This is a genomic window from Bradyrhizobium australafricanum, from assembly GCF_020329495.1.
Lineage (GTDB): Bacteria > Pseudomonadota > Alphaproteobacteria > Rhizobiales > Xanthobacteraceae > Bradyrhizobium > Bradyrhizobium australafricanum.
Genome location: NZ_JAGKJL010000079.1, coordinates 1 through 22708 on the forward strand (window position 1 = coordinate 1; position 22708 = coordinate 22708).

A 22708-nucleotide genomic window follows, 5' to 3' on the forward strand; every position below is an offset into this window, starting at 1 on the left:
GGGAACTCCTGCGGCAACGCCCGCCACTGGCAGCCGGTCGAAACGATATAGAGGATCGCTTCGATCACACGACGCAGCTCCGTCTTACGCGGCCGGCCGCGCCGGTTCGCTCGCGGCAACAGGCGTCTGATCAGCGCCCACTCCGCATCGGTCATATCGCTTGCATAACGCAGATCGTCCCGCCGATATTGCTCCCGAGTGATCTTGGTCCAGGGCATCGTGCTCTCCCTCGAATCTTTGCAAATCCGATGGAATCACACCCCACTGAGATCACTCACCCATTTTTCAGTCAGGCTCTTAGGTGGCAGTGCGAGCCTTTCCGGCCGGCGAGGTCGGCGTCTGGCCGTTCCGCGCCATGGGTCCTCGACTTCGTTAATATACGCGAGAAGACGGCGACGCGGGCAACGGTAGCAGGACGGGTTGCCGCGAGAGCCCTTGGGTGGTCTACCGTCTCCTCCCCGACGCACTGGATGGAGGCGCACCGCTGGTCCAGTACGCCCGCAACGGGACGCGCCCCCGCGCGCACCTTGCGGCTCTCTGATGACTTCATTGGCGCCGTAACCGCATGGGCCCCCAGCAGCCAGACGCCCCCGGCCACTCGAGGCCGTCGGCTGGTGGAGTTGGGCGTGCAGACTAAGGTCAGATGAGTTGACCAATAGGATCGAATGCTAGCGCCACGCGTTGTTTTGAGCCTGGAAAGGAGTTCAGCGCAATGGTCAACGTTCGAGAGCGAAGGAGCACACCAACAGGCGCAGAGAGAGAAGCCCGCAAGGTATTCAGACAGGCAGAAGCCAAGGAAGCTTTGACCGATTACGCTAAAGCGCAGAAGGCATTCCACGAGAATCGAGAACGCCTAAAGGCAGAACGGCTGGCGCGGGAGGCCGAAGCCGCCGGCCGCACCAAGGCAGATTGAGCGTCACAGAGGACCAAGTTTGGCCCGCCCGGTGGAGGGTGAAATGGCCCTGCACTTCAGCCGCGTCAACACCGGCGATCTGGAGATATGGATCGCAAGCAGCGACGACTATTCATTCGTTATCTGCAGTGAGAGCCGAAGTGGAGCGGGATTGCACGGAGAACCGGGCTTTGTTGCGTCATACCGCCCCGACTTTGTGAATATGCCCGCGGCTCAAGTAGCCGGATCGCCTTTTAGCACGTTCGCTGAAGCCGAGCGTGCCTGCAATGCGTTTCTGGGTCGTCTCATTATTAAGGGATGACTACCCGAGGCTGGAGGGCGGTCTAAAGGCAAAAAATAGATGGATGCAGTCAAGACCGCGATTGGATGGTTGGAGCTACCCCACTGGCTCATCGCTGCGGGTGCATTACTGGTGATCGCCGGGCTAATTGGGCTTGCGATGAATCGTAGGCAGACGGAGATGGCCCAGAAGCATCCTGCCAGCGCTCCGAGTGCTAAACCGCGTCAGCAACTGCCTCCGCTACCGGATCTTCTCGACTCACGGCCACGAAGGGATCAGCGCTCGGCGCCTACCGACGGAAATCCGCCACTTACGAGTAACGATCCTAAATAGCGGTCCGAGCGTGAGAATCACGTAAGCTGCGGCTGTCTCAGCAGAGGGGATCGATCTTTTGCAAGCCGACGCAGCGACTTTTCGAGTTGGCGATAAAGTGCGTCTTAGCCAGCTCGGGGCCGACCGGATCAGGAAAGTCCCCTCAAAGACGGGACGCGTGGTGGGCGCCGGCAAAGCAAGCAAACTAGCATTTCGAGTCCTATTTGACGGAATGAAGTCCCCGGTTAGCCTGCATCAAAGCTACCTCGAATTGGATGACAATAGGAACAATCCGAGTCATTCCTGTCCACACCCCCGACTTGCGATAGACCTGCTCTGTTCCGTATCTCAACCTTATTGACGATTTGCCCACTCTTCGATTCCTGCTCCTCATTGGGCGCGCCCCCCAGGAGTACATGTTCGGCGCAACCGTCCGGCATTTGGCCGAGCGGGAAAGAGGAAGCACGGCACCTATGCCGTCAGGGACCGCGGGCTGCCGCAAGATCGAAGGCCAACTCGGTTTAAAGAACTTTTCGAATCATCAGAGTAAGCGCGAGTTTCTAGAATCCCACGGGTAAATCGCGTCGCGTCACTTTCTCCCGATCGCCAGACTTTATTCCAAGATCCGCGCAACAGGAGCCAAACGGCTATCGACAGGAATGGCCGCCGCCGGCCACTGCGCTCGTTCCCGCAGCACAGGAGTGCTCCGCAGCCCGGCAAGTCGCCCCAAAAAGCCATTCAGTTCGCCGGATGAACATGAACCAAGGCATCCACCACGACGTTATTCTCGGAAAAACGCGGTATCTGGGAAGCAGGAATTGCTTTGGATCCCGACTGGCAGCGGCAATGTTCTCGTCCAACGATGCGAGTAAAACCAGTGAGGCGGCCCGCCGATTGCGGAGAAGGAGCAATTCCTTACTGCTGGTCTTAGTCATTGGATTTCTGTTTTTTGGGGCCGCAGCGGGCGCTCTGTATTATGCGTTGCAGCCGGAAGTTCTCCGGATTGCAGTTGGACCGCCGGGAAGCAACGATCACAAGGTAGTTCAGGCGATGGCCGATGCTTTCGCGAGCGAAAGCCGAACTATCAGGTTATCTCCGATCGCGACAGAGGGGGCAGTCGAAGCCATCGCTCTGCTTGGTGCTGGCAAGGTCGACCTTGCGGTCGGCCGTGGTGATCTGGAGATGCCGGCCGACGCGCAGACAGTTGCCACGGTACGCAAGAACTTCGTTGTGCTGTGGTCGCCTTCCGGACTTGCGGGCCAGAGCGCCAGGAGAAAACACGGACCGAAGATCAAGGAGATTGCCGACCTCGCAGGGCATCGTGTCGGCGTGATCGGCAGGACACCAGCGAACGCGACGCTGCTGCGGGTCATCTTGAGCGCCTCCGGCGTTGAGGTGGACAAGGTCGGGCTTTCGCACTTTGGCACGGACCACATCGATGAGCTGGCGCGCGACCTGACCATCGATGCGTTCATGGCGGTCGGTCCGCTCGACAGTAAAATCACGTCCGAGGCCATCGCCGCAACGGCCCGCGCGCGAGGTGAGCCGAAGTTTCTCCCGATCGACACTTCGGAAGCCATCGCTTTGAAGCACCCTCGTTATGAATCTGAGGAAATTCCACCCAGCGTCTTTAATGCGAAGCCGGCTTGGCCGGACGACAAGGTTGAGACGGTCAGCGTCAGCCACCTAGTCGTGGCGCGAAAGACGCTGTCTGAAGCGACCGTGGCGGCCTTTTTCCGGCAGCTATTCGCCATCCGTCAGGCGATTGCCAGGCAAGTGCCTGGTGCTGCGCACATCACCAAGCCAGACACTGAGAAAGACGCCGAGCTGCCGGTACATCGCGGAGCGGCGGCCGTCATCGACGGCAACGAACGCACTTTCCTCGACCGGTACGGCGACTACTTCTGGTTCGCGCTCCTGCTTCTCTCCGGGATCGGTTCGGCCGGAGCTTGGTTGCGTCGCTATTTGAATCGGGACGAAAGGGAGGAAAATACCGGTCATCGCAATAGAATCCTGGCGATGGTCTCCAGCGCGCGGGCCGCGGAGTCAAATCAGCAACTGCTGGCTTTGCAGGGAGAGGCCGATGCCATCATCAGTGAAACCCTCGAATGTTACGATGACGGCGCGATCGAGGAGGAGGAACTCGCGGCCTTCGGCCTTGTGCTCGAATTGTTGAGGCATGCCATCGTGGAGCGGCGAGTGGAGCTGCAAAGGGCGCAGCCCGAAACAGGCTCGCGGCGGGGCGATACACCGCAGCCTCACGCCGCAAGGATGATCCGGCCGGGCGAAACCTGACACCGCGATCGGCACTGGTGTCGTCAATTAAAAGGACCGGCCAAGGGCCAGCACTAGTCAGGACTTGGGCCTGTGTCCGTGACGCACCTCGGCAACTATGGCAGACCCTGTAAGCCGGGCCGCAGTAAGGCGCCAGCCTGGAAGGCCCTTTCGGCTCCTGGAATGGCTACGGCTGCTGTGCTCGACCGTCGTTCTGCTCGCCCGGACGGAGGGTGATTGCCGTCGGAGTTTGGCCCCGAATCCGACGATCTCGAACACTGATCTCAGGGACACTTGACGGAGATAAAATCGGACCTCGGCCGCGCCGGCTAATTCCGTAACTGCCCCTCCGACAAAGGGGTAAAGTGCCCCGGGTCACATCCGAGGAGCAGCAACATGACCTTGCAAACCCCCGAGATAGTTTCCACCAGGATCGACTGGCGTGTCTTCACGATCGTGGGCAACACGATGCCCCCCCGAGATCCCGACGACGACGAAGAGGACGAAGAGCAAGACGACGAAGAGAATCGAACCCGACGAACAGCCGGTTGTGCGCGAGCCGGACGAAGACTGAGCAGGATGCTTATGTTTGACCTAAGCCTGCACTTCGAGCGGGACCATCCTCAATCTGCGCGCGGCGCGCTCGGCCAGCGGCTTTCAAGGTCGTTCTAATTCCGAGAGCAGCGTGCAGACGTTGAACGGACCACGGTTCCTTGTTGGCGTTCACTGGTGCGTAGGAGGAGAGCATGACCCTGATATGGCTTGGTGTGTTCCTTGTTTTCGGCGGCGTACTCCAGATGGCGTATCAGCCAATCTGGCGAGGCCGATTCAGCGGTGGAAGATGGCTTCGTTCTGGGCGCGACACGCTGGAACCTGAAGGACCGGGTAGCGGCTTCGGCATCAAATCGAACTGGCCTGGACTTGTGATGGTCGCGCTTGGCGGCGCTTCCTTGCTGGCCGGAGCCGCCATCTGAGTTGGACGGCGTTGCCCGTGATCTAGTCCAGCCATGTGCTAGAGCCATGTCTCTACTTGGCCCTGGAGCCGCCGTTCAGAGGTCGGAGTCACTACTTAAAACCGGCGAGATTTCCTGTCCAAGCTCGAATTGGGATCCGTCTCGGCTCGGAGCTGGCACTGGTCTCTCGAAGCATTGCGCTGGCAGCCGACAGAGCTGGTGTCCCAAGCCCTTCAGTGAACTGGCCATATAGCGGGCTGCCGATCGGTTCCGGTCGGAAGCCGTACAAGCACGACAAGATGTCGGTCTCATAGATCGGCTCCAGCAGCAGCCCGCTGTGCCACCTTGTCTTCCAATGTCGGTATGCCGAGTGGCCATTCGGTCCCATCCGCGTTCGGGATATAGTGCCGTCGCACCGGCGGCGCGATGTAACGTCCGGATTTGATGCGCGCCAGGAGATCACCGGAATTGGTCTCCAGCGGTGGAGACCGGTATATGACAGCGGTTTCGGTCGGTCGAATCGCAACGAATACCGTAACGAAGCTCGACAAAGAGATTTGAAGGAAGCGTGCACCGCGAATTTCCAACCGATCGCAACCACAAAAACAATTCCGAAGCTCGTTACAGCCGTTGCCGTTCAATCGAGGATGTGACGATGGAGGGAGGCTTCAAGTTTTTTTCTGGCGGGTCCTGCCGCGTTACAAGATAGAGCTCGCCGGCTAGCAGCATGACGGCGGCGACCACCACGCCGAACATGGCCAGCACTAGATCGTATGGGTCATCCATCGCATTCCGACACGTCGGTTGGCTGAGCAGGGGCAGCCATCGCCTTTGGCTATCCGCGCGAGCGCTAGTGGAGAATAACAGCGGGTCAAAATGACCTTTGGCTATCCGCGACAGGCGCCGTTGTGAACGGCGGGCGATGGCTCCGCGTCATCAAACGTCGTTCGAAAAAATTCGTTCCCGATCGTGGCCGTTTACCGCCAGGGCGGGCTCGGCCCGGTGGAGAGATAGGAACTCTTGACCAATGGTGGGTGCAATAGCGCGTCAAGTTCGAACATGCCCCGGCCGACCGACCAGAACGGCACCGCATAGTGGGCCCGGGTCAAATAGTCACCCGGGCATGCGACGATGTGCGACAGCTTGTCGGACTGGCCGACACGGTGATCCATAAGCTTGCCTGTTGTCTTTCGCCGCTCGCTACGCCCTAACGCCTTCAGAACTTCACCACCGTCCGGAGGCCGAAGACCGATGCGTCCTTGAGTCGGAGACCTTTCATGTTGCTGAGCGGATCCGTTGCGCCGCCGCCGGGGCGGCGCACGAACTGAAAGTTCGGCTGCAGCGTGACTCCGGCATGGACTTCGTACTGATAGACTGCCGTTAAAAGCGTCTCCGAAGTCCGAACGGGCCAGGCGGGTCCGTAGACCGCCTGAAAGTCGCGATCGAGAGCCTGCGCCCGAGGCGAGACATGTGCGTAGGCTGCCGAGATCCCCAGCTTGTCGTGGGGACGCGCCTCGTAGAGACCGATGAACTCAACGCCACCATCCGCATAGTAGTCGATCAGGTTCTGGGCGGGCGGACTGTAGGATGCTCGCGCGAAGACGCCGATGCCACGCTCGTAATCGTGTCCTACGCGGAAGAGCTTCTGCTCGAAGACGGCATAAAGCCCATAGTCGCCGGCGAAAGTTGCGGGGATTCCCGTAGTGCTGGGATCAGCGAGAGATAGCCCGGACGTGTCGAACCTCTGGTCGTTGAAGTTCCCGAAGTGCCGCCAACCGCCTAGTTTCAGCTTGCCGGCCAGGCCAGGATCGCCTTTCTTGGCGTTCCACTGAAATTGGGCTTCGTACAGCGTTAGTGGCGGATCGTTGATCCGGAAATTGATGCCGTAGCGATTGCGAAGCTGCGGGTCGTCGGGCCCAGGGCCCGCCGCGTTGCCGTCGAAGACTGCTCCGACGAGCGTCAGGTTGTCGGTCACGTCGGCGCGGAAGCGAGCGCCTAGAGCGGCGAGAGGCGGCGATGGACCCCCACTGGGCATGTTCAGCGCGAATATCGCCGGCCAGCCGAGCGACGCGTTCGTGAAGACGTCGGTATATTTGGAGGTGGCAAACTCCGAGTCGGCTGCGAGCTGGCCCGCTCGCAAGGCGATCTTATCGTCGTTCCACTTCTTCTCGAACCACATCTCGTACAGACGGGTCGTCGGCAGCGCTTCGATGCCGCTAACATCGAGATAATTGAGGAGCGATCCGCGCGACAGACCTCCGCCGTCGATGCGGAACACGTTGGCATGAAAGGTTAGTCCCTGAAGGCCGACGAGTTTCTCGAAATCGAGGTCGGCGGCGAAATTGAAGCGGTCTTCGTAGACGGCGCCGGGCTTCGCGCCGCCGGATGGATTTCCGAGCACCTCTCCGATGTAGGTGACGGCGAACTTGACGCCCTGCTTTTCGAACGGATTGGGCAACACGCCGAGCGTCGTCTCCTGGACGGTGCTCTCTCCCGTGTCGGGATCGTTCGGCTTGAGATCGTCGGTCTTCTTGTCCTCCTGAGCCGCAGCGCTCCCGCAGATCAGCAACAGGAGGATCAGACTTGCCCAACCGCGCATGCGCCACGCACCTCCGTTCTTATGTTGCAGCTTTCGCACAGCGAGGCAACCGGCACGACGGCACGTGCTTGTCGACGCGGCGGACGCCTTGTGTACGAAACAGCACACAGGATGCGATCCGCAGTTGATGTTCCAAAACCATGTAGGTTCGAACGATAGCAGGACGCTGCAGCGGCCGAAGGGCACAACGATCAGAACCTCAACCAAACAAGAACCAGGGTAGTTTCCTTCAGCGGCTCGATCCAGGCCCGATCACCGGCGCCTCGGATGACGGCTCGCCGGGAATTGGGATCTCCAGCCGGGCGGTGCCCAGCAGCAGCCACCGCCTTCTGCCCTCTTTCACCAAACCGACGGATGCGTCCGCGGCGGCGGCCAAGCTGTAGCGTGCCGACCGGCCTCGTGCCGAATGAAGAGAAGTCCACCGCCGATGTGAGTATTCGAAGGATGTAACCTCCAGCCAATGGCTATTGAGCCTCGCATGGCGGAGCCGATCAGTCGTCAGCCGCGTTTCCCCAGCAGCCTGCCCCTGCACCGCAGCCGTCCGCGCCGCCACATTCGCCACGCACGAAAGCGGCCCCCCGCCGGCGCCGCGAGGCAAGCCAGAACAGGCCCAATCGGGGGCTATCCGTCAGGAACGGCTCCGCATTTTGGCCGTTCGACATGCGTAACAAAGCTATCGGATATGAGCTACCAGTGAGCGTACTTCTTATCGAGGACGCCCCTCTGATCCGCGAATTGATCGTCGAAGCGCTGCGCGAGGCAGGCTACCACGTGATCCACGTGAGCACCGGGGAGGAGGCACTGGCGTGGTGCAAGCGCCACGTTGCGGACGTGTTGGTCACCGATGTCCGGCTGCCCGGACAGCTCGATGGATGGCAGATCGCGGAACGCTGCCGAGAGCACGATCCGGAACTGCCGGTCATCTACGCAACGGGCTTCTCTCCTGCCACACCCCGTCCCGTCCCCGGCAGCCGCATCGTGCATAAGCCCTTCCATCCGGACGAGATTGTTCGGATGATCAGGGAGTTCGGCGCAGAAAAGGGGGCGCGGCCGGGTTAGCCGCTCTCCTCACCGCCGAGCCTTGGCCGCGATCGCCGTAGCCTGGACCGCGATCTGATCCGTCGCTTTGATCACCACGCCCTTTCCCTCGATCATCCTTTCGGCAGGCCTAATTGCTCGACGGCCCGACCGCAGATCTCGGCGGGGTCCTTGAGACCGGTCTGACCGATCTCGATGATCTTCTTGGCAATCAGTTCAGTCAGCGGGTCGTTGCGATCCTGCACGCCGATCGTACGCAGGGCCTGTTCGTAGGCTCTCGAAAGCCGGGTGATCTCTTCCGGCCCCAGCGGCGAGTTTTGAAGTATTCGGTAGATGGCCATTATTGTTCCCTGCAGAGCGCAGCATAGCACCGTGCTGAGCGAGCATGCATCTTGGCAGCCAATTTTGGCTTTCGCGGACTGGCCCACCTGCGTCCGGGCTGCCTGCCAGCGCCGGGCGGAAGACAGCCGGGGCGGCCACAGACGGCCCCCTTTCCCGGCTGCTCGATAAAAACGTCGCAGCGCGCAGGGGGAACGCTGGCGCGAGCACCGGGTTTGCCCCGCCCCAAGGGGCGAACCCCGAACTGGCCCCGCCTCACAGCCTCAAGCGCCCCGAACTGGGCCTTCATCCGCCAAGTAAGAGCCGCGAGGCGAAGATCCAGCCCTCGAACCCTTCCGCTCCAGGGTTATTCTTCATCGCGTGCAGCGGCGCAACCATGGGTGCCGAGAGGTAGCGAGCAACTCAGCGAGATGTCGATCTTGGCGAGCAGCGCCTGGATTTCGGCGCGCCCATTCGAGCCGGGGTCGCCTTCGAACCGCGCCAGCGACTGTCCTTCTATCCCAGGAGCTTCGCAACAGCAGACATCTTGTCCCCGCGGGAACGCAATCCCGTGGAAAGGGCCGCTCTGGGAGCGGCCCTCTTGCTAAATCACCAGCTCCTTGTGCCGAAGCTAAAACCGATGCTTGGGCCGCCGCCGTAGTAGCCGTAGCCGCGATCGTAGTAGCCCGGCCCGCTATAGTAGCCGTAGCTCCGGCGGACCGCATAGCCGTCGTCTTCGTCGTAGTAGCGTTGGACATAGCGGGGGCCGCGGGTCCGGTAGCAGCGGCCATACTCATTGCAGACCAGTCGCACCTGCTCGATGCCCGCGACCTCCGTCGACGCGATGGCCGCAGGCGCCAGAGGGGCGGCAGTCGCAGACGACGCCATCAGGGCTCCAACGAAAGCTCCTAGTATGATGGTTTTCATGGGGTGTTCTCCTTCCCTAGCCAGGTCAGTCGATCTCTTCGATGATGCGGCGCTCATGGGGCTCGACGATGTAGGTCCGGCTGTCCCGGTTGATGTACCGGTACTCGCGAAGAGTCGGAGCATCCCGATAGACCTCTTCGGGGAACGCTTCGATCTCCACGTCTTCCGGCACGCGCTCTCCGGTGCGGATTTCGGTACGAACCGTGCTGCCGGTGGTGCGGCGCTCGCGCTCGACCGGCCGTGCCTTGGCGTGCTTGCGGATCACCTCGCGGTCCCTATCGGTGAACGTCGTCTTGCGCTGCTCGGTGCGCGCCGGCGCCGCGGCCGTGGAGCGACCCGAGTACGGCAGCACCGCGACGATCTTGTAGCTGGAGGGCTCCACGATCACGATCTCGTCCTTCACCAGCACGAAGTCGTAGCCCCGATACTGGGGCACGATCTCGACGACCTCCGCGGGCAGCGGCTGCAGCCGTACATCGCGCGGCACGACCGTGCCGACCGACAGTGAGAAGTTCACGTTGTTGAGCGGCTGCACGTTGAGGTGTGAAATCGACGTGCTGATCCGGGTCCGCTGCTGATCGTTGATGTTCACGGACGCATTCACGTTCGTGTTCGACGAGCGATCGGCCGTGTTCTGCTGGCTGTTCGGCTGCTGGGCCGTGGTGGTCGAATTGCTACCCGTCGGAGACTGCGCCTGACTGGTGCCCGAAGCCGGTGGGTTCGCGCTCTGCGTCTGATTGTTCGCAGGCGGGTTGGTCTGCGCCTGGTTCGAAGGCGGATTGGCCTGGTTGGAGGGCTGGCTGGTCTGCGCCTTGTTGGTAGAGTTGTTCGACGCGGGCGCTTGTGTGGTGTTGGTGCCCGTCCCGGAGTTGGAGGTTTGGCCCGCCGCGCTCTGGCCGGTCGATGACGAAGGCTGCGTCTGGGCCGAATTCGTCGAAGGATTGGTTTGCGCCGATCCCGAAGCGGAGTTGGACGTCGGTGTCGGCGTCGAAGACGACGGCGGTGCCGATGTGGAATCCTGTTGACGCTGCGCAGCTGGCGGATTGGAGCTCGACGTGCTCGGAGAAGATTGTGCGAGAGCCGAAGTCGCGAGCGCGACTGCGGCGGTCGTAGCCAACAATAAACGCTTGTTCATCTGAAATCCTCCTAATTGGTCGCCGAACAACACCGGACGAAGGGCCGGGTTCCTCTGGAGGAGTTTCGGCAAATTAGCTGGACGGGCGCAGCCAGACGTTCTTCGAACCGCGAGAAATTGGTCCAGCGACGCGGCAGCGTGCCTTCCGGCTACCGGGAGAAACGGAACTTCGCGCGCGCCTCCTCGTTGGAAGTGACTACTTAGAAGCCATTGGAGGAGACACCATGAAGAAGCTGATCGTATGCGGCGCTCTCGCTGCCTTCGCCCTCGGCGCCCAGGCCGCCAGCGCCGCCGAGTTCTACATCGTTCGCGACGCGACGACCAAGAAATGCACCGTCGTCGACACCAAGCCGACGACGACCACGACGACGGTCGTGGGCGACGGCGTCTACAAGACCAAGACGGAAGCCGAGACCGCCGTGAAGACCACCAAGGTCTGCACCGAACAGTAAACGGCTATCGCGGGCCGAGCCGGCCTCGCGAAAACGTTCTGACAGCCACTGGAGGAGAAGACGCCCGTACTGATCTTATGGGCCATTCCCGTCGCGCTCGTTGTTGGCGGCGGCGGCTATTGGATAGTTCACATACAGAGCGAACGGTCGTTCGCATGAAAGGCTCGCCCGCAATCCAGGCGAGCTTTTCTGGACCCACTGGGCGCTGGCCGCCGGGCAGAAAAAAGGGCCCCAGCATGGGGCCCTTTTTCCGTGAACTCTCGTCGTCCTAATTGTAGTCCGAGTATTTGAACTGCGGGAGTGCCTTCAACTGCTCCTTGTTGCCGCTCATGACGGCGTGGTCCGGGACCCAATCGTTCGCATTGCGGTTCGTCGTGTTAGTCGAAGCCGCCCCGGTGGTGGTGTCGGTCGAGGTGGTCGAGGTGCTGCTCGAGCTGGTCCGGACCGGCTCCTCGACGAACTTCAGCTTGTCCATCGAGATGGCGATATCGTGCTCGCCCATCCCAAGGAAGCCGCCGACGCCGATCACCACCGCGTTGATCTTGCCGCTCTTGTCGACGAGCAGTTCGTTGATGTCTCCGAGCTTCTCGTTGGCCTCGTTGTAGACCTTCAGGCCCATCAGCTTCGAGGCGCGCCAATTGCCCTTGAGCGCAATCTTCGCATCGGCCGGCTGGGCGGTGGCCGCCGGCGCGCCGCGATCGGCCGGCTGAGTGGACTGCGCGAATGCAGCGCCACCGATTACGGCAGTGCCGAGCAGAGCGACGGCAAGAAAGCTTTTCATCGATTATCTCCTCCAACGTGAGCCGCACCTTTCAGATGCCCGGCCCCAACGTCCGCGATTGCCACTTGTTCCTGATCGCTCTTTCAGTCGGACGGGCCGTCCGCAAAAGATTCGCTCCATACTTCATAGGATCGGGACTGAGGCCCGCTGTCGACTTTCGGTGCTCACGAGCCGGACGGCAATTGCCTGGCCTTCGCAGCAGAGGCAAGCCGGCGGAAGCGCGGACCACCGGCTTCGAACAGTCTTTCGGTTGCTTCGCGCAGTCGCCGGGCTAGCTGGACCTTCGGCTGGGAGAGGAAGCACTTCGCCTCCAGTGCGCCTGTCGCGAGAAGAACAAAGTCGCCGCGGCGGAAAGAATAGTTTTCATGCGAGTCCGGCAACTCAACGAAGCCGTTCGGACGGCTGGCGAGATGTGGCTGCCCCTTTCTCCAACCCTTCGCGCCGTCCCGATCGAGCAGCTCGCGATATCGGCGTTCTTACCCCTTCGCCATCCGGCTCGCAGGAAGCGCTCCTCGCACCGGGCGCGGAGCACTGTTCTGTTGAACCGGTCCGTTCGTTCACCGCCCTGATCGCCTGCCCCTCGTTATCCACGATAAAGCCGGTGATGCCGTCCACCCCTTCGGGCACCGAGCCCACTCGGTAGGCAATCACAGCCGTTCCGCAGGTCATCGCTTCGATCAAGGACGAACCCAAACGCCTCTGGCCACTTGATCGGAAACAGCAAGGCGGCGGCCCAAAGAACGGCTGCTTCCTGATTTCGTTCAACGAGGTATTTTGGCGGCCAAGGAACGCAATATGGAACGAGGATGCAGTTGTTGACCTAGCTTATCATCTGATTTTTATATGAGCCATTTTGACGACAAGACCGCAGGGCGGCGCTTTTGGTTTGGCCGCTGTGATGGTTTCGGTCAGCGCCTAATCCATAGTCGAATAGCGGAAAATTACCCCTCTTCTGCCGCCAACCTCCTGATCGGCGGCCACAGGCCAGGCCTCATGACGGACACCACCGCCCAAACAGCCCGACTGATGAAGGTGACTGAGGCAATCGTGGCCGAACTGAACCGCCAGGGTGTGGCAGAAGCCGTGGCTGACCTCGGGTTCGATCCGCTCGAGATGGCCCGCGTGGCGATCCGCGCGGCTGACGGCGACGTTGTCCCATTTCGTCGGCCGCAGACCTGAGGCATGCCAAGGATGGTCTGCTAGCCTGCAAAGATGGCAAGCAATGAAGACACCAATCCCGCGCTTAACTCCAGCGAGGACTTGGAGGATATCCAAGTTCATGCCTCGGGGGGCTGGCAATCGACGATGACTCCGAGACTGGCATATTCACCGTGGTGACACCCGGTCGGGCACTACGAGTTCTTGATTAATCGACAAATAGCCAACGAGATCGTGCAAAAGCTCCGTGAGTTCATCCGCGGAGACAGCACTAAATCCACAAGATGAGTGAGCCGGCGCCGCCCTTCTTGCACACCGTCATAGGCAGCGACCGTCATGGCTGGCGCAAGATCGCCTTGGGCGACGCGCCAGTTCGCCGCCCGCGGTCTCCTCGCCTACTACTCGGGCCATGGCTGTAGCCATTCGATCGAGCTCACGCCAGCCAAGATCGGCCAGTGGCCCGATCGCACCGGGCTCTCCCGCCTCGATCTCCATTTGCCTGTATGCTCTGCGGTCGTCGCGGGGCCGACGTCGGGCCGCATGTTGAGTCACCCCAAAGATGGGAACAGCACGACGAGGACGAAAGGAAAATTCCCGTGAAGTGAAACGGCGCCGAGGCAGCGGACTAAATGAGTTTTGAGGTCGTGAGTTGCGGAGCCACGGTAGGTAGCTTGACTTCTTATTCGACGAAAGTAACAGTCAGACCGATTTTGAAAATGATTGCTGCGATTTTTGCTGTCGGAGCGCCGCTCCGGCGACCGGAGATTGACATGGCTGCAGTGCTTGCAAGATTTTTTCCCCGGGCGTCGTCAGGGTCGATCGCAGAAATCGAGTCGCTGGTCTCCGTTGCAATCTTCAGCGGTGTTGGCCTTCTGACGGGTCTGATCGTATTGCTATTGGACCAGTATATTCCGGGCGAATGGTTCTGAGACGCCTGCCCCTGCCGTACCGCTACGTAGTCGTTAGATGATCATGGTACAGTTTTCATGTCATCACGGCGTCTCAAGAGCGTTGCTCAGCCCTACCATCATTTCAGGCGCCCTCAAATGCGAGCAGTGCGCCAAAGCCAGTCCAACATTGGGCCGCGCTCTATAGTCACTCTGACTGGAAATGGGTGGCCGCTGAATATGACGGGCATCACGCCGGTCCCGAGAAAGCGCTGGCCGGACCACGCGATGCGGGATGGCAGGATCTAGTTTGAGAAGATCAGCTACCCGATGATCCACCAGGACGCGGCGCCGCCGGCGCAATACTGGGCCGGGCTAAGACGCGGTCGATGAGAAGAAGTGGCCCCGAGAGCGGCACCTTGGTCAGAATGACCCAGGCTGGTAAGGATCCTTTCGCGTGAGAGCTCAAAGAAGTAGCCCCAGCTCAAAGAAGTAGCCCCAGCGCGCGGCACGTCGCTGGGGCTCAGCTTCCGTTGGTTTCCGGATGCCGTGGGGGACAGCATCGGGACTTGGTCATAACCGCTCCAACGGGGTCCTGTTACTAACTGACCAAAAATAGGCCTTAGTTTCTGCTTAGAGACAACCCGCTCAGACACGGTTTTACGGTTATGCAGCCGGCTAGCGAAATTCATTTGGTCCGCGTGACAACCGATGACGGCGAAGTTCAGATTTGGCTTGCCGCGACCCCACGCGAGGAGGCCCTTGACCGAGTGCTGGACGTTGTCCCGGAAGGATGGGCGGTTGGCTTAGTTCAACGACCATTGAGCGCTGAGCACATCGCAGCGTTGGACATGACGGTCGGACAGGTCAGACGGCATCAAGTGTCCTAATCCCCGCAGCGAATTGCCTAGATTGTGCCCGGAGTTCTCCATGGGAGAGCAAAGCTCCTCCCAACTATTTCCGGGAGGGATCATTGTTCCATCATCATCGGCCGTGGGTAATCCGTGGGCGTCGGTGGCAGACAGCCCGGTAGTGCTCCCGCCTGCGTAACATAGGAGGCGAGCGCCATGAGCGAGTTCCTTGCTTTCCAAGCAAATTGATCCTCTCGACAAGCATTGCTGTGAGGAAGACGGAGCGATTGCGAAAAGAGGCCCGTGCAGGTTACCGAGCCCATCCAAGTACAGAACGCCATCTGGATTGAGCCGAAGCTGCTCACCGAGATCGAGTACCGCGCCAAATCCGCCGAGGGCAAGACGCGGCCGCCATTCTTCTGCAGCGTGCGCTGAGGATCTATGAGCGCGCCGCGCCGTAGCTGCCGCGATAATCCGCGCTGGATCAGCGCGGCGCACCCGGACCCGCCACACGTTTCGAGGGGCATTTGTTGTCTTGCCCGACACCGCGAAGGTTCAGAACGCTGAGCATATTAAGGGGCGGTTTACGATTCATCGTTTCGGCGACGCCTCCCAAACGCGCAATCAAGCTACTGCCCCGACCAAAGCTCTGCTGCGTGGCCATCAAGGAGCTGCATCATGAGCAGCCAGAGCCATTCAAGGACTAGTCTTAACATACGACAACGCGAAGATTGTTTGTCGCGCCTCTAAGTCCAAACGGCACTCCAGAGACGACCACAGCCAACTCGCCCAGCCGAATATAGCCTTCGCGCTGCGCGGTCGCCGAGGCGATCCGCGTCATCTCCTCATAGCCAGAAGGATCGCTGGACACGGCACTGTGCACCCCCCACAACAGGCTCATGCGCCGCGCCACTCTTTCATCCGGAGTAAGGGCAAGGATCGGCACCGGCGGCCGGCTGCGCGAGATCCGCGCGGCCGTCGTCCCGCCCGCCGTGAAGCCGATGATGACCTCGGCGCCAATTGTAGCGGCAAGATCTGCCCCCGCGGCCGCGACGGCATGCGAAGGGGTGCTCTCCACGTCGGCTCGAGAAGCCTCGATCAGTGGCCGATAGAGATGATGCCGCTCAGTGCTCTTGATGATGCGATCCATCATGGCCACCGATTCAATCGGGTAGGCCCCGCTTGCTGATTCAGCAGACAGCATCACAGCATCGGCTCCATCATAGATGGCGGTCGCGACATCTGAGGTTTCGGCCCGCGTCGGCGTCGGCCCAGCCACCATGGAATCCAACATTTGCGTTGCGACGATGACGAATTTTCCGGCACGCCGACAGGCGCGTAGGAGCTCCTTTTGCCGGCCTGGCACCTCCTCGGGCGGGATTTCGACGCCAAGATCACCGCGCGCGACCATAATGCCGTCTGACAGGCTGATGATGTCGTCGATGCGATCGAGCGCCATCGGCGTCTCGATTTTGGCAATCAAACCTGCGGCCTCGCCAATCAGGGCGCGTGCCTCGATCAGGTCGGACGGTTTCTGAACAAAGGACAAGGCCACCCAGTCGACCCCAAGATCAATGCCGAACGCGAGGTCGGCGCGATCTTTCCTGCTGAGCGGAGATAGGTCAAGCATCGCCCCCGGTACGTTGACCCCCTTGTGGTCCGAGATCCGGCCTCCAACCCCCACTTGCGCAACGATTTCTGCGTCTCCTGGCTCGGTGATCCGCAAGCGCACCCGGCCATCATCAATGAGAAGTTCTTGTCCGGGGTGCGCGGCTGCAAAAATCTCCGGATGAGGCAAGGGTATCGATTGCTTTGCTCCTTTGGCTCCATCGATCACAAAGCGGACCGTTTCACCAGCACGCAAAACCAGCCCGCCGTCTTCGAGGGAGCCGATACGAAGCTTTGGGCCTTGTAGATCCTGCAGGACGCCTATCGGCCGGCCGAACTCTCGCTCGAGTTCACGGATACACATATAGACCTTGGCATGGTCTTGATGGCTTCCGTGACTAAAGTTTAGCCGAAAGACATCCGCACCGGAAAGATAGAGAGCACGTATCTTCTCAGGCTCGGCACTTGCCGGACCGACGGTTGCCACGATCTTGGCGCGACGCGAGCGACGCAACGTATCCCCCATCTGAAAGAATGAGATCGATCTAGCGATAATGTCAAAAACCGACGCTTGCGGACTGCGTTCGCCGGCAGTTGAGCACCCCAATGCCCTCCCCTCGTCAGTCGCTCAGCACCATGCGATGGACGCTATCGGCAAGGTGAATCCTGCTTTGAATCGATCCATGACAACCATAGTTTCAATGCGCTTTATGTCTGAACTTTCTTCGGTAAGACGCCGGGCAAACCGCTCGTAATCTTCCATATCGTTCACGGTAACTAGCAAGACGACGTCGGCAAGACCAGTAACGTAGAATGCGCTCATCACTTCAGGCATCTTGCGAATTTGTCGCTTGAGGCGATCAACAGTGTCGGCACGCGCGCGCTCTAAGGAAATGAGGACCACTGCCGTCACATTCCGCCCAATTGCCTTTGGGGAAATGATGGAAACGTCGGCCTCTATGATACCCTTGGATCGAAGGCGCTTCAGCCGACGTTGCACTCCGGATGCGGATAGGCCGACCTTTGCTCCAAGTTGTTCGCTACAGAGGCGATTGTCTCGTTGGACGAGATCAAGAAGACGAAAATCGATCTTGTCGAGTTGCATCACTGTCTCGCGGCCAGCTGATGGCGATCGCGCCGGGGACACGGACGCCTGCGCGGGTTGTCCTGACATTTTCGATTCGTCACCGCGCAGCCAAGCTGTTGAACGATCGATTTCCGCTGTCATATGCCTTGGAACACCCATTGGGACCCCAGCTCTTTGCGATACATCGAACACAGTTGGCGCGGCGATCTCCCGTCCGCCGGGCTCACCACGCTCGAACCCGGCCGCCAGGACCCACGTCCGCCGAGAGCTGCTGATGAGAAGGCCGTCCGAGTCCGGTTCTATCGATGCGCGCCCGGGCCCGAATACATATTCCCCCGCGACGCACGAATGTGGTTGACGATCAAGCTCCCGAAGCGACGGCTTTTTGCTCCTGATCTGCGGAAAGCATTATTGCGTTGATGGCGCGATATGCGAATACGATGGCGGGACCGATTGTTATGCCTGCCCCGGGATACACTCCGCGCATCGGCGAAGTCATGTCGTTGCCGCACGCGTAAAGCCCCTGGATTGTATTGCCTTGTGCATCCAGGACGTTTCCGTAACTGTCGGTCGCCAATCCGGTCGCCGTGCCGAGCGTTGCCGGAACGATTGGCAACGCGACAAATGGCCCGTCTTTGATTGGTCCAAGATTTGGATTTTTTCCCACGGCCGGATCGCCGAGGGTGCGATTGAAAGCCGATTCCCCACGCATAAAGAGCGGATCCCGCCCCTGGGCAGCGTGCACGTTGTGTTCCTCGATCGTCTTTTGAAGCACAGCGGAATCTAGTCCCAGCTGCTTTGCGAGCTCCGAAATCGTTTCACCTGTCTTGATGTAGCCAAGCCGGACATATTTGCCGATGCTCAACGTCCAGGGCCATGGCAGCAGGTGTCCCATGCCCCTCAATCGCACGAAATGGTGGTCGCAGATGAAGTAAAATCGCTTATCTGCTGGATATCCGTTCTCAAACATTGCCAGGCAAATATCGTGGTACGAATTCGATTCGTTGACAAAACGTCTGCCATTTGGACCGACAGCAATGACCCCAGGACGGCCGCGGTCGAGCCAGCCGTATGGGACGACCTGCGCCCCTCTACCGCGTTTCAGAATTGAGACTGGGGTCCAGAAGCCGGCGGATGCAACATCTTTGTCGATGGCCGCCCCGAGCGCCGTTGCAAGCCCAATGCCGTCACCGTTAACATCGGTGTGGGCCAAGGTAAGATCATGCTGATGTGCACCACTGAGGTGCGTCCTCAACTGCGCGTTCCGGGCAAAGCCGCCAGTTGCGAGAACAACCCCACGCGAGGCACGCACGTGGACATCGAGGTTGATCCGCTTGACGACGGCACCCGTGACGCGCCCGCCTTCCTTGATGAGTTCGAGCGCCGGAGAGGATGGCCAAATCTCCACGCCGTACTCGCGCAGGCTCACCAGCAGCCGCGCGATCAAGGCATTCCCTCCGCTGAGCTCAGTACCACGCCTGAAGCTGAGCCGATCCCGCGCATAACGGCTCAGGCGAGTTAGGACGTGTTTGAGCGACGCAACAGATTGGAGCGGGTTGAGAAAGCTTCTCACCTCACTTGATGAGATCATCATGCCCCCGAGCACAACCCGAATGGGGTCGCCGATCAAATCGAAATCCTTGCCTAGAAGCCGCCCATCATAAGCGGCCGGGCTCAGTGCCCGCCCCCTATCAGCGCCGCCACGTTGGCTCGAGTGATAATCAGGCGTAGAGGCCAGGGTAAATTTGACGCTCGTGCCGTTCTCGAGGGCCGTTAGCGCCGCTGGGCCGTCTTCAAGATAAGCATCAATGAATTGCGCGCGATAATGAACGCCAAGTTCGTGCTGCAGATATGTCTTCGCATTGGCGATGGTGTCAGCGATGTTAGCCGCGCGCGCTTGAGCAGAACAAGGAACCCAGATCATGCCATTCGACAGGGCCGTCGTTCCACCAAGACGTGGAGATTTCTCGCACACAATGACGCGCAGCCCGGCCTTTGCCGCATAGAGCGCCGCCGACAATCCAGCCGCGCCGCTGCCGATCACGAGGACATCTGTTTCCCAGTCCTGATCCGGCCTCGTTCCTCCTTTGGAGGTGAACGCGATCGTGTCAGGTTTAGCTCGGTCATTTGGTGTGGTCATGCGGCCTCGCTGCACGTATTGCAGTGAACGTCAGTGGGTTTGCGGAAGCGGGACAGCTTTGAATTCCGCCGCCGCTGTTTTCACTGCCCGCTCAATTGGAATTCTTTCGATTGAGGATGCGCCAACAAAGCCGACACACTCGGTCGTTCGATAGACCTCGATCGTATCTTCAGGCTCGGCAATTGCCCCGCCATGACAAAGCGAGAGAACGTCCGACCGGACGCTTCGCGCCGCCGCGTTGATCTCATTGATGCGCCCGATCGCCTCCTTTATGGATTGGCCGTCCTCGTGACCAACCAGGCCGCCGCGCGTTGCGCCGACATGTGGGACGATGCAATCGGCCCCCGCACTTGCCATGGCTTTGGCGTCTTGAGCGCTTGCGACATAGGCGAGCGAAAAGATATTCTTCTTGCGCGCGAGAGCGATCAGTTCGACCTCACGTTCAAAGCCGAGGCCGATGCGGCCGCGGCGGTCACGCCAGTTGTCACCCATTGTGGAGATCGTTGGGTAGTTGATGACGCCGGAGAACCCAGCAGCCCAGAACTTGTCCAAAAGAGCATCGAGGTCGAGCCGGAGAGGATCCCAAGCCTCGATGCCGCCAACCACCGGCACGCTAGACACCACATTACGAATTTCCGCCGCAAGCTCGAGCGTGCGTGCGTTGGAATCACCAATCCGGCTCGTGGGCAGCCCCATCAGACGCGACAGGCCGGTCGAGTAGACCACCAGCATGTCGGCACCTCCAAGAACGGCACATTTGGCGACCAGGCCGCAGCTACTACCTGCCGCGATAATTGCTTTTCGCTCCGCCACCTGTCCTTCGATCCTGGAAAGAATTTCGGTTCGCTCAAACATCCGCATGGGATGAACCTCCTTGCGTGAGTTGTTCCAGGATCCATGCCGCGGCAACCTCGGCGAACTCGCCATCGTTAATGTGACAGTTCAGGTCGCGGACCCTGACGTGCGCGGGGAGATGTTCCTTGACCGCATCCAGCCAAGCCTTGTCAGCGACGGGATCGTAGAAGATGCCGCCTGGGCGGTCGTAATCGGACACCCCTTTCGCCGGCCAAAGGACAATCGCGGGTCCTTTTGCTTGCGATAGGCGTTCTGCCGTGAACCGGCCAATGCTCGCGTTCTCAGATGCAGTTGTGCGCATGAGCGTCGTGTAAGGCGTGTGGGCGTAGAACTGGCGAGCGCGAAACTGATCAGGAACGCTCGATGGCAGGCCAAAATTGACCATATCGACCGCACCGGGCGCGATCACTTGCGGAATGTTTTGCCGCGACGCTGCCTTGAGCCGATCCGGACCGGCGCTTGCGGTGCCTCCAACGATTTCGTCTGCGAGCTCCGTTGTGGTCAAATCAATGACGGCGTCGAATTCGCCAGCCGCGATCAGCTGCTCCATCTTACGGCCGCTCGCCCCGTTCGCCGGAAAGACGATGGCGTCTACGCCGGCGTCGGCAAGGCGCGCTGCGCACTGGTTGGCCGCTGGCGTGGTCACGCCGAACGCAGTGATCGCAACGATCTTCTTGTCTCGTCCAAGCTTGACGGGAGCATAGCGCGTGGCCGCAATGGCCCGCCCCGCATTCTCGAGCACCCTTGTGGTAAAGGCGTTGATGCCGAAGAGATCGACCAGCGTCGGATAGAGGATGATGTCGCTGTGAGTGGCCAATTCGGCGAGTAGCGCAGGCCTTGCGCTGCTCACCAGAAGTTTCGGAAAGCCATAAGGCAGCTCGGACACAACCTCGCCGAAAACCGCGCTCCCCCTGCCCCCCGCAACCCCGACAATCGCGCTGATCGTTCCTGAGCCCAGGAGGTCACCAACCCTAACGCGTGTCCTTTCAGCAATCCGCTTCAAGAGTTCGGCCGGAGCCTTCGCATCGGCTTGTTTGTCGACGTCATCCCTCTTCGTGCCGACGTCGATCAGGATGGTCGTGCGGCCACAGGCCTCGATAATGTCGGCGAGATGAGATGCCTCGCGGCCCTTGGTATCCAGCGTGGCCACAATCGCGACCGCGTCCGTAGTCGCGGATCCAGTCGCCAGTTCGGACAGGCTACCATCCCGGGCCGACCTCTGGCCGTCCGTACAATGGTGAGACACGATCTTCCTCCCAGAACCATTCCTAACAACAGGTGGTCTAGACCCGGCTATACCCGGGTATAAGATCGGTGAGGCCTCCAAATGGGTAAGATTGGGTAGAAGCGGTGAGAGCGAGAGTTCCCGGCAAACTTGCCACCCGCATGTCGGACATAGCTAAAGGCGCACAATTGCAAGTCTACGCGCCCTCTTTGCGCAGCCTTCCGGAAGGCTCCCTGCTGGTCATGGCGACCCTGCCAATCCTCGACTGGAACGACTGTCTTATGCGAGACTTGCGTACCCTCGAAAAGGCAACGTCCGCTCCTCATGTCTATGCGGCGATCCTGATGATCGATCCCTTCGCGTGCTGGGAGGATATTGCCGAATCGTTGAAGGATGCCGGCATCACCGGCGTCGCAAATTTTCCGCCGGCATCCATGATCGAGCGGTCGGCGGCGGGCGTACCTATTGATGCCGGACAGGAGCTCGAACTTCGGCGGATGGAATGGTTCACAAGCCTTGGTTTCAAGGCGTTGTTTGCGATCGCGAGCGATTCCGAAATTACCGCGGCGGAGACGCGACTTGGCTCCCATCTGGACGGACTCATCCATCTACCAGCGGAGGCTCTTACCCGGACGATGAGCGGGCAGATGGAGCTGGTAGGCCTTGGCCAACATGGATCGTCACTGCCAATGTTCGCGCTCTTGGATGGCACGGCTTCGACACGGCCAACTTGAGCAAAGTGACGAGCGGGACTGCTCTCCAAGATCCGCAGCTTCCTGATGAGAGGTTTTTCTTGAACAACCCACCACAACACTGGCCGCCTTTTCGTGAAAAAGCCTGGTTCGTCTGACCTTGATAAACCATTCTCGACGCTGGCGCATTTGTCACATCGTTTCCGGTGCCGCCCTGTCCAAA

General features: G+C 60.2%; 24 protein-coding genes and 1 pseudogene. 11 read left to right on the forward strand and 14 right to left on the reverse strand.

Translation table 11 applies throughout. From position 1 onward, the window contains the following. Positions 1-218 (reverse strand): transposase (locus tag J6525_RS40300; protein ID WP_225642577.1); only part of this gene is annotated, 218 nt, incomplete at its 3' end. A 494-nt stretch (positions 219-712) separates the two neighbouring features. Here J6525_RS40300 and J6525_RS40305 point away from each other — a divergent pair. The 5 genes from J6525_RS40305 to J6525_RS40325 all read left to right on the forward strand — a co-directional run bounded on the left by J6525_RS40305 (position 713) and on the right by J6525_RS40325 (position 4753). Further along, complete coding sequence (locus J6525_RS40305) at positions 713-913, forward strand: hypothetical protein (protein WP_082653958.1); 201 nt, start codon at positions 713-715, stop codon at positions 911-913. Between the two features lie 43 nt (positions 914-956). After that, complete coding sequence (locus J6525_RS40310) at positions 957-1214, forward strand: hypothetical protein (protein WP_092089301.1); 258 nt, start codon at positions 957-959, stop codon at positions 1212-1214. 1137 nt (positions 1215-2351) lie between these two features. After that, the gene (locus J6525_RS40315; protein ID WP_225648843.1) at positions 2352-3800 is read left to right on the forward strand and encodes a TAXI family TRAP transporter solute-binding subunit; all 1449 of its coding nucleotides are present in this window, start codon (positions 2352-2354) and stop codon (positions 3798-3800) included. 375 nt (positions 3801-4175) lie between these two features. After that, a complete protein-coding gene (locus J6525_RS40320) occupies positions 4176-4451 on the forward strand; it encodes a hypothetical protein (protein WP_225648844.1) in 276 nt (91 codons plus the stop codon). Between the two features lie 74 nt (positions 4452-4525). After that, on the forward strand, positions 4526-4753 hold the full coding sequence (locus J6525_RS40325) for a hypothetical protein (protein WP_082653959.1): 228 nt from the start codon (positions 4526-4528) through the stop codon (positions 4751-4753). 600 nt (positions 4754-5353) lie between these two features. Here the strand turns inward: J6525_RS40325 and J6525_RS40330 are convergent. The 3 genes from J6525_RS40330 to J6525_RS40340 all read right to left on the reverse strand — a co-directional run bounded on the left by J6525_RS40330 (position 5354) and on the right by J6525_RS40340 (position 7331). Then, on the reverse strand, positions 5354-5518 hold the full coding sequence (locus J6525_RS40330) for a hypothetical protein (protein ID WP_176731287.1): 165 nt from the start codon (positions 5516-5518) through the stop codon (positions 5354-5356). 191 nt (positions 5519-5709) lie between these two features. Beyond that, positions 5710-5904, reverse strand: a complete 195-nt coding sequence (locus tag J6525_RS40335) for a hypothetical protein (RefSeq protein WP_225648801.1) — start codon at positions 5902-5904, stop codon at positions 5710-5712. A 44-nt stretch (positions 5905-5948) separates the two neighbouring features. Beyond that, on the reverse strand, positions 5949-7331 hold the full coding sequence (locus J6525_RS40340) for a carbohydrate porin (RefSeq protein ID WP_225648804.1): 1383 nt from the start codon (positions 7329-7331) through the stop codon (positions 5949-5951). A 693-nt stretch (positions 7332-8024) separates the two neighbouring features. Here J6525_RS40340 and J6525_RS40345 point away from each other — a divergent pair. Next, positions 8025-8390: a response regulator gene (locus J6525_RS40345; RefSeq protein WP_225648805.1), complete on the forward strand. Its 366-nt coding sequence runs from the start codon at positions 8025-8027 to the stop codon at positions 8388-8390. Between the two features lie 92 nt (positions 8391-8482). Here the strand turns inward: J6525_RS40345 and J6525_RS40350 are convergent, their stop codons facing one another. The 3 genes from J6525_RS40350 to J6525_RS40360 form a co-directional block, all read right to left on the reverse strand. Next, on the reverse strand, positions 8483-8710 hold the full coding sequence (locus J6525_RS40350; protein ID WP_225648806.1) for a hypothetical protein: 228 nt from the start codon (positions 8708-8710) through the stop codon (positions 8483-8485). A gap of 586 nt (positions 8711-9296) precedes the next feature. Beyond that, positions 9297-9614 (reverse strand): hypothetical protein, encoded by a 318-nt coding sequence (locus J6525_RS40355; protein ID WP_092089229.1) that lies wholly within the window; start codon positions 9612-9614, stop codon positions 9297-9299. Between the two features lie 25 nt (positions 9615-9639). Next, positions 9640-10749, reverse strand: coding sequence for a DUF1236 domain-containing protein (locus J6525_RS40360; protein ID WP_225648808.1), 1110 nt, complete (start codon positions 10747-10749; stop codon positions 9640-9642). A 224-nt stretch (positions 10750-10973) separates the two neighbouring features. On the opposite strand from J6525_RS40360, the gene J6525_RS40365 reads away from it, so the two are divergent. After that, positions 10974-11201: a hypothetical protein gene (locus J6525_RS40365; protein WP_057019402.1), complete on the forward strand. Its 228-nt coding sequence runs from the start codon at positions 10974-10976 to the stop codon at positions 11199-11201. A 268-nt stretch (positions 11202-11469) separates the two neighbouring features. Here the strand turns inward: J6525_RS40365 and J6525_RS40370 are convergent, their stop codons facing one another. Next, positions 11470-11982 carry a PRC-barrel domain-containing protein gene (locus J6525_RS40370; protein WP_225648809.1) on the reverse strand — a complete coding sequence of 171 codons (513 nt, stop codon included), beginning with the start codon at positions 11980-11982 and terminating at the stop codon, positions 11470-11472. Between the two features lie 381 nt (positions 11983-12363). Next, positions 12364-12651 carry a hypothetical protein gene (locus J6525_RS40375; RefSeq protein WP_249796328.1) on the reverse strand — a complete coding sequence of 96 codons (288 nt, stop codon included), beginning with the start codon at positions 12649-12651 and terminating at the stop codon, positions 12364-12366. Between the two features lie 174 nt (positions 12652-12825). Between J6525_RS40375 and J6525_RS40380 the strand changes: the two genes are divergently transcribed. The 3 genes and pseudogenes from J6525_RS40380 to J6525_RS40390 all read left to right on the forward strand — a co-directional run. Further along, positions 12826-13161, forward strand: coding sequence for a hypothetical protein (locus J6525_RS40380; protein WP_225648811.1), 336 nt, complete (start codon positions 12826-12828; stop codon positions 13159-13161). A gap of 608 nt (positions 13162-13769) precedes the next feature. Further along, entirely contained in the window at positions 13770-14069 is a 300-nt protein-coding gene (locus J6525_RS40385) for a hypothetical protein (protein ID WP_225648814.1), read from the forward strand. A 1148-nt stretch (positions 14070-15217) separates the two neighbouring features. Continuing rightward, positions 15218-15313, forward strand: a pseudogene (locus J6525_RS40390) (non-homologous end-joining DNA ligase); the annotation flags it as partial. 274 nt (positions 15314-15587) lie between these two features. Here J6525_RS40390 and pyk read toward each other — a convergent pair. The 5 genes from pyk to J6525_RS40415 all read right to left on the reverse strand — a co-directional run bounded on the left by pyk (position 15588) and on the right by J6525_RS40415 (position 21814). Then, positions 15588-17000, reverse strand: coding sequence for a pyruvate kinase (gene pyk / locus J6525_RS40395; protein WP_225648816.1), 1413 nt, complete (start codon positions 16998-17000; stop codon positions 15588-15590). Between the two features lie 114 nt (positions 17001-17114). Beyond that, a complete protein-coding gene (locus J6525_RS40400; protein WP_225648817.1) occupies positions 17115-17591 on the reverse strand; it encodes an Lrp/AsnC family transcriptional regulator in 477 nt (158 codons plus the stop codon). 343 nt (positions 17592-17934) lie between these two features. Further along, a complete protein-coding gene (locus J6525_RS40405; protein ID WP_225648819.1) occupies positions 17935-19713 on the reverse strand; it encodes an FAD-dependent oxidoreductase in 1779 nt (592 codons plus the stop codon). Between the two features lie 30 nt (positions 19714-19743). Continuing rightward, entirely contained in the window at positions 19744-20574 is an 831-nt protein-coding gene (locus J6525_RS40410; protein ID WP_225648820.1) for a phosphoenolpyruvate hydrolase family protein, read from the reverse strand. Next, entirely contained in the window at positions 20561-21814 is a 1254-nt protein-coding gene (locus J6525_RS40415) for a Tm-1-like ATP-binding domain-containing protein (protein ID WP_225648821.1), read from the reverse strand. The genes J6525_RS40410 and J6525_RS40415 overlap by 14 nt, the downstream gene beginning before the upstream one ends. Before the next feature lie 140 nt (positions 21815-21954). Here J6525_RS40415 and J6525_RS40420 point away from each other — a divergent pair, with 140 nt between their 5' ends. After that, a complete protein-coding gene (locus tag J6525_RS40420) occupies positions 21955-22527 on the forward strand; it encodes a hypothetical protein (RefSeq protein WP_225648823.1) in 573 nt (190 codons plus the stop codon). Positions 22528-22708 lie beyond the last annotated feature (181 nt).

Coding starts and splice junctions, on each gene's coding strand:
- J6525_RS40305 (WP_082653958.1), top strand. CDS start 713: ATGGTCAACGTTCGAGAGCGAAGGAGCACACCAACAGGCGCAGAGAGA.
- J6525_RS40310 (WP_092089301.1), top strand. CDS start 957: ATGGCCCTGCACTTCAGCCGCGTCAACACCGGCGATCTGGAGATATGG.
- J6525_RS40315 (WP_225648843.1), top strand. CDS start 2,352: ATGTTCTCGTCCAACGATGCGAGTAAAACCAGTGAGGCGGCCCGCCGA.
- J6525_RS40320 (WP_225648844.1), top strand. CDS start 4,176: ATGACCTTGCAAACCCCCGAGATAGTTTCCACCAGGATCGACTGGCGT.
- J6525_RS40325 (WP_082653959.1), top strand. CDS start 4,526: ATGACCCTGATATGGCTTGGTGTGTTCCTTGTTTTCGGCGGCGTACTC.
- J6525_RS40330 (WP_176731287.1), bottom strand. CDS start 5,518: ATGGATGACCCATACGATCTAGTGCTGGCCATGTTCGGCGTGGTGGTC.
- J6525_RS40335 (WP_225648801.1), bottom strand. CDS start 5,904: ATGGATCACCGTGTCGGCCAGTCCGACAAGCTGTCGCACATCGTCGCA.
- J6525_RS40340 (WP_225648804.1), bottom strand. CDS start 7,331: ATGCGCGGTTGGGCAAGTCTGATCCTCCTGTTGCTGATCTGCGGGAGC.
- J6525_RS40350 (WP_225648806.1), bottom strand. CDS start 8,710: ATGGCCATCTACCGAATACTTCAAAACTCGCCGCTGGGGCCGGAAGAG.
- J6525_RS40355 (WP_092089229.1), bottom strand. CDS start 9,614: ATGAAAACCATCATACTAGGAGCTTTCGTTGGAGCCCTGATGGCGTCG.
- J6525_RS40360 (WP_225648808.1), bottom strand. CDS start 10,749: ATGAACAAGCGTTTATTGTTGGCTACGACCGCCGCAGTCGCGCTCGCG.
- J6525_RS40365 (WP_057019402.1), top strand. CDS start 10,974: ATGAAGAAGCTGATCGTATGCGGCGCTCTCGCTGCCTTCGCCCTCGGC.
- J6525_RS40370 (WP_225648809.1), bottom strand. CDS start 11,982: ATGAAAAGCTTTCTTGCCGTCGCTCTGCTCGGCACTGCCGTAATCGGT.
- J6525_RS40375 (WP_249796328.1), bottom strand. CDS start 12,651: ATGACCTGCGGAACGGCTGTGATTGCCTACCGAGTGGGCTCGGTGCCC.
- J6525_RS40380 (WP_225648811.1), top strand. CDS start 12,826: ATGAGCCATTTTGACGACAAGACCGCAGGGCGGCGCTTTTGGTTTGGC.
- J6525_RS40385 (WP_225648814.1), top strand. CDS start 13,770: ATGAGTTTTGAGGTCGTGAGTTGCGGAGCCACGGTAGGTAGCTTGACT.
- J6525_RS40400 (WP_225648817.1), bottom strand. CDS start 17,591: ATGCAACTCGACAAGATCGATTTTCGTCTTCTTGATCTCGTCCAACGA.
- J6525_RS40405 (WP_225648819.1), bottom strand. CDS start 19,713: ATGACCACACCAAATGACCGAGCTAAACCTGACACGATCGCGTTCACC.
- J6525_RS40410 (WP_225648820.1), bottom strand. CDS start 20,574: ATGCGGATGTTTGAGCGAACCGAAATTCTTTCCAGGATCGAAGGACAG.
- J6525_RS40420 (WP_225648823.1), top strand. CDS start 21,955: ATGTCGGACATAGCTAAAGGCGCACAATTGCAAGTCTACGCGCCCTCT.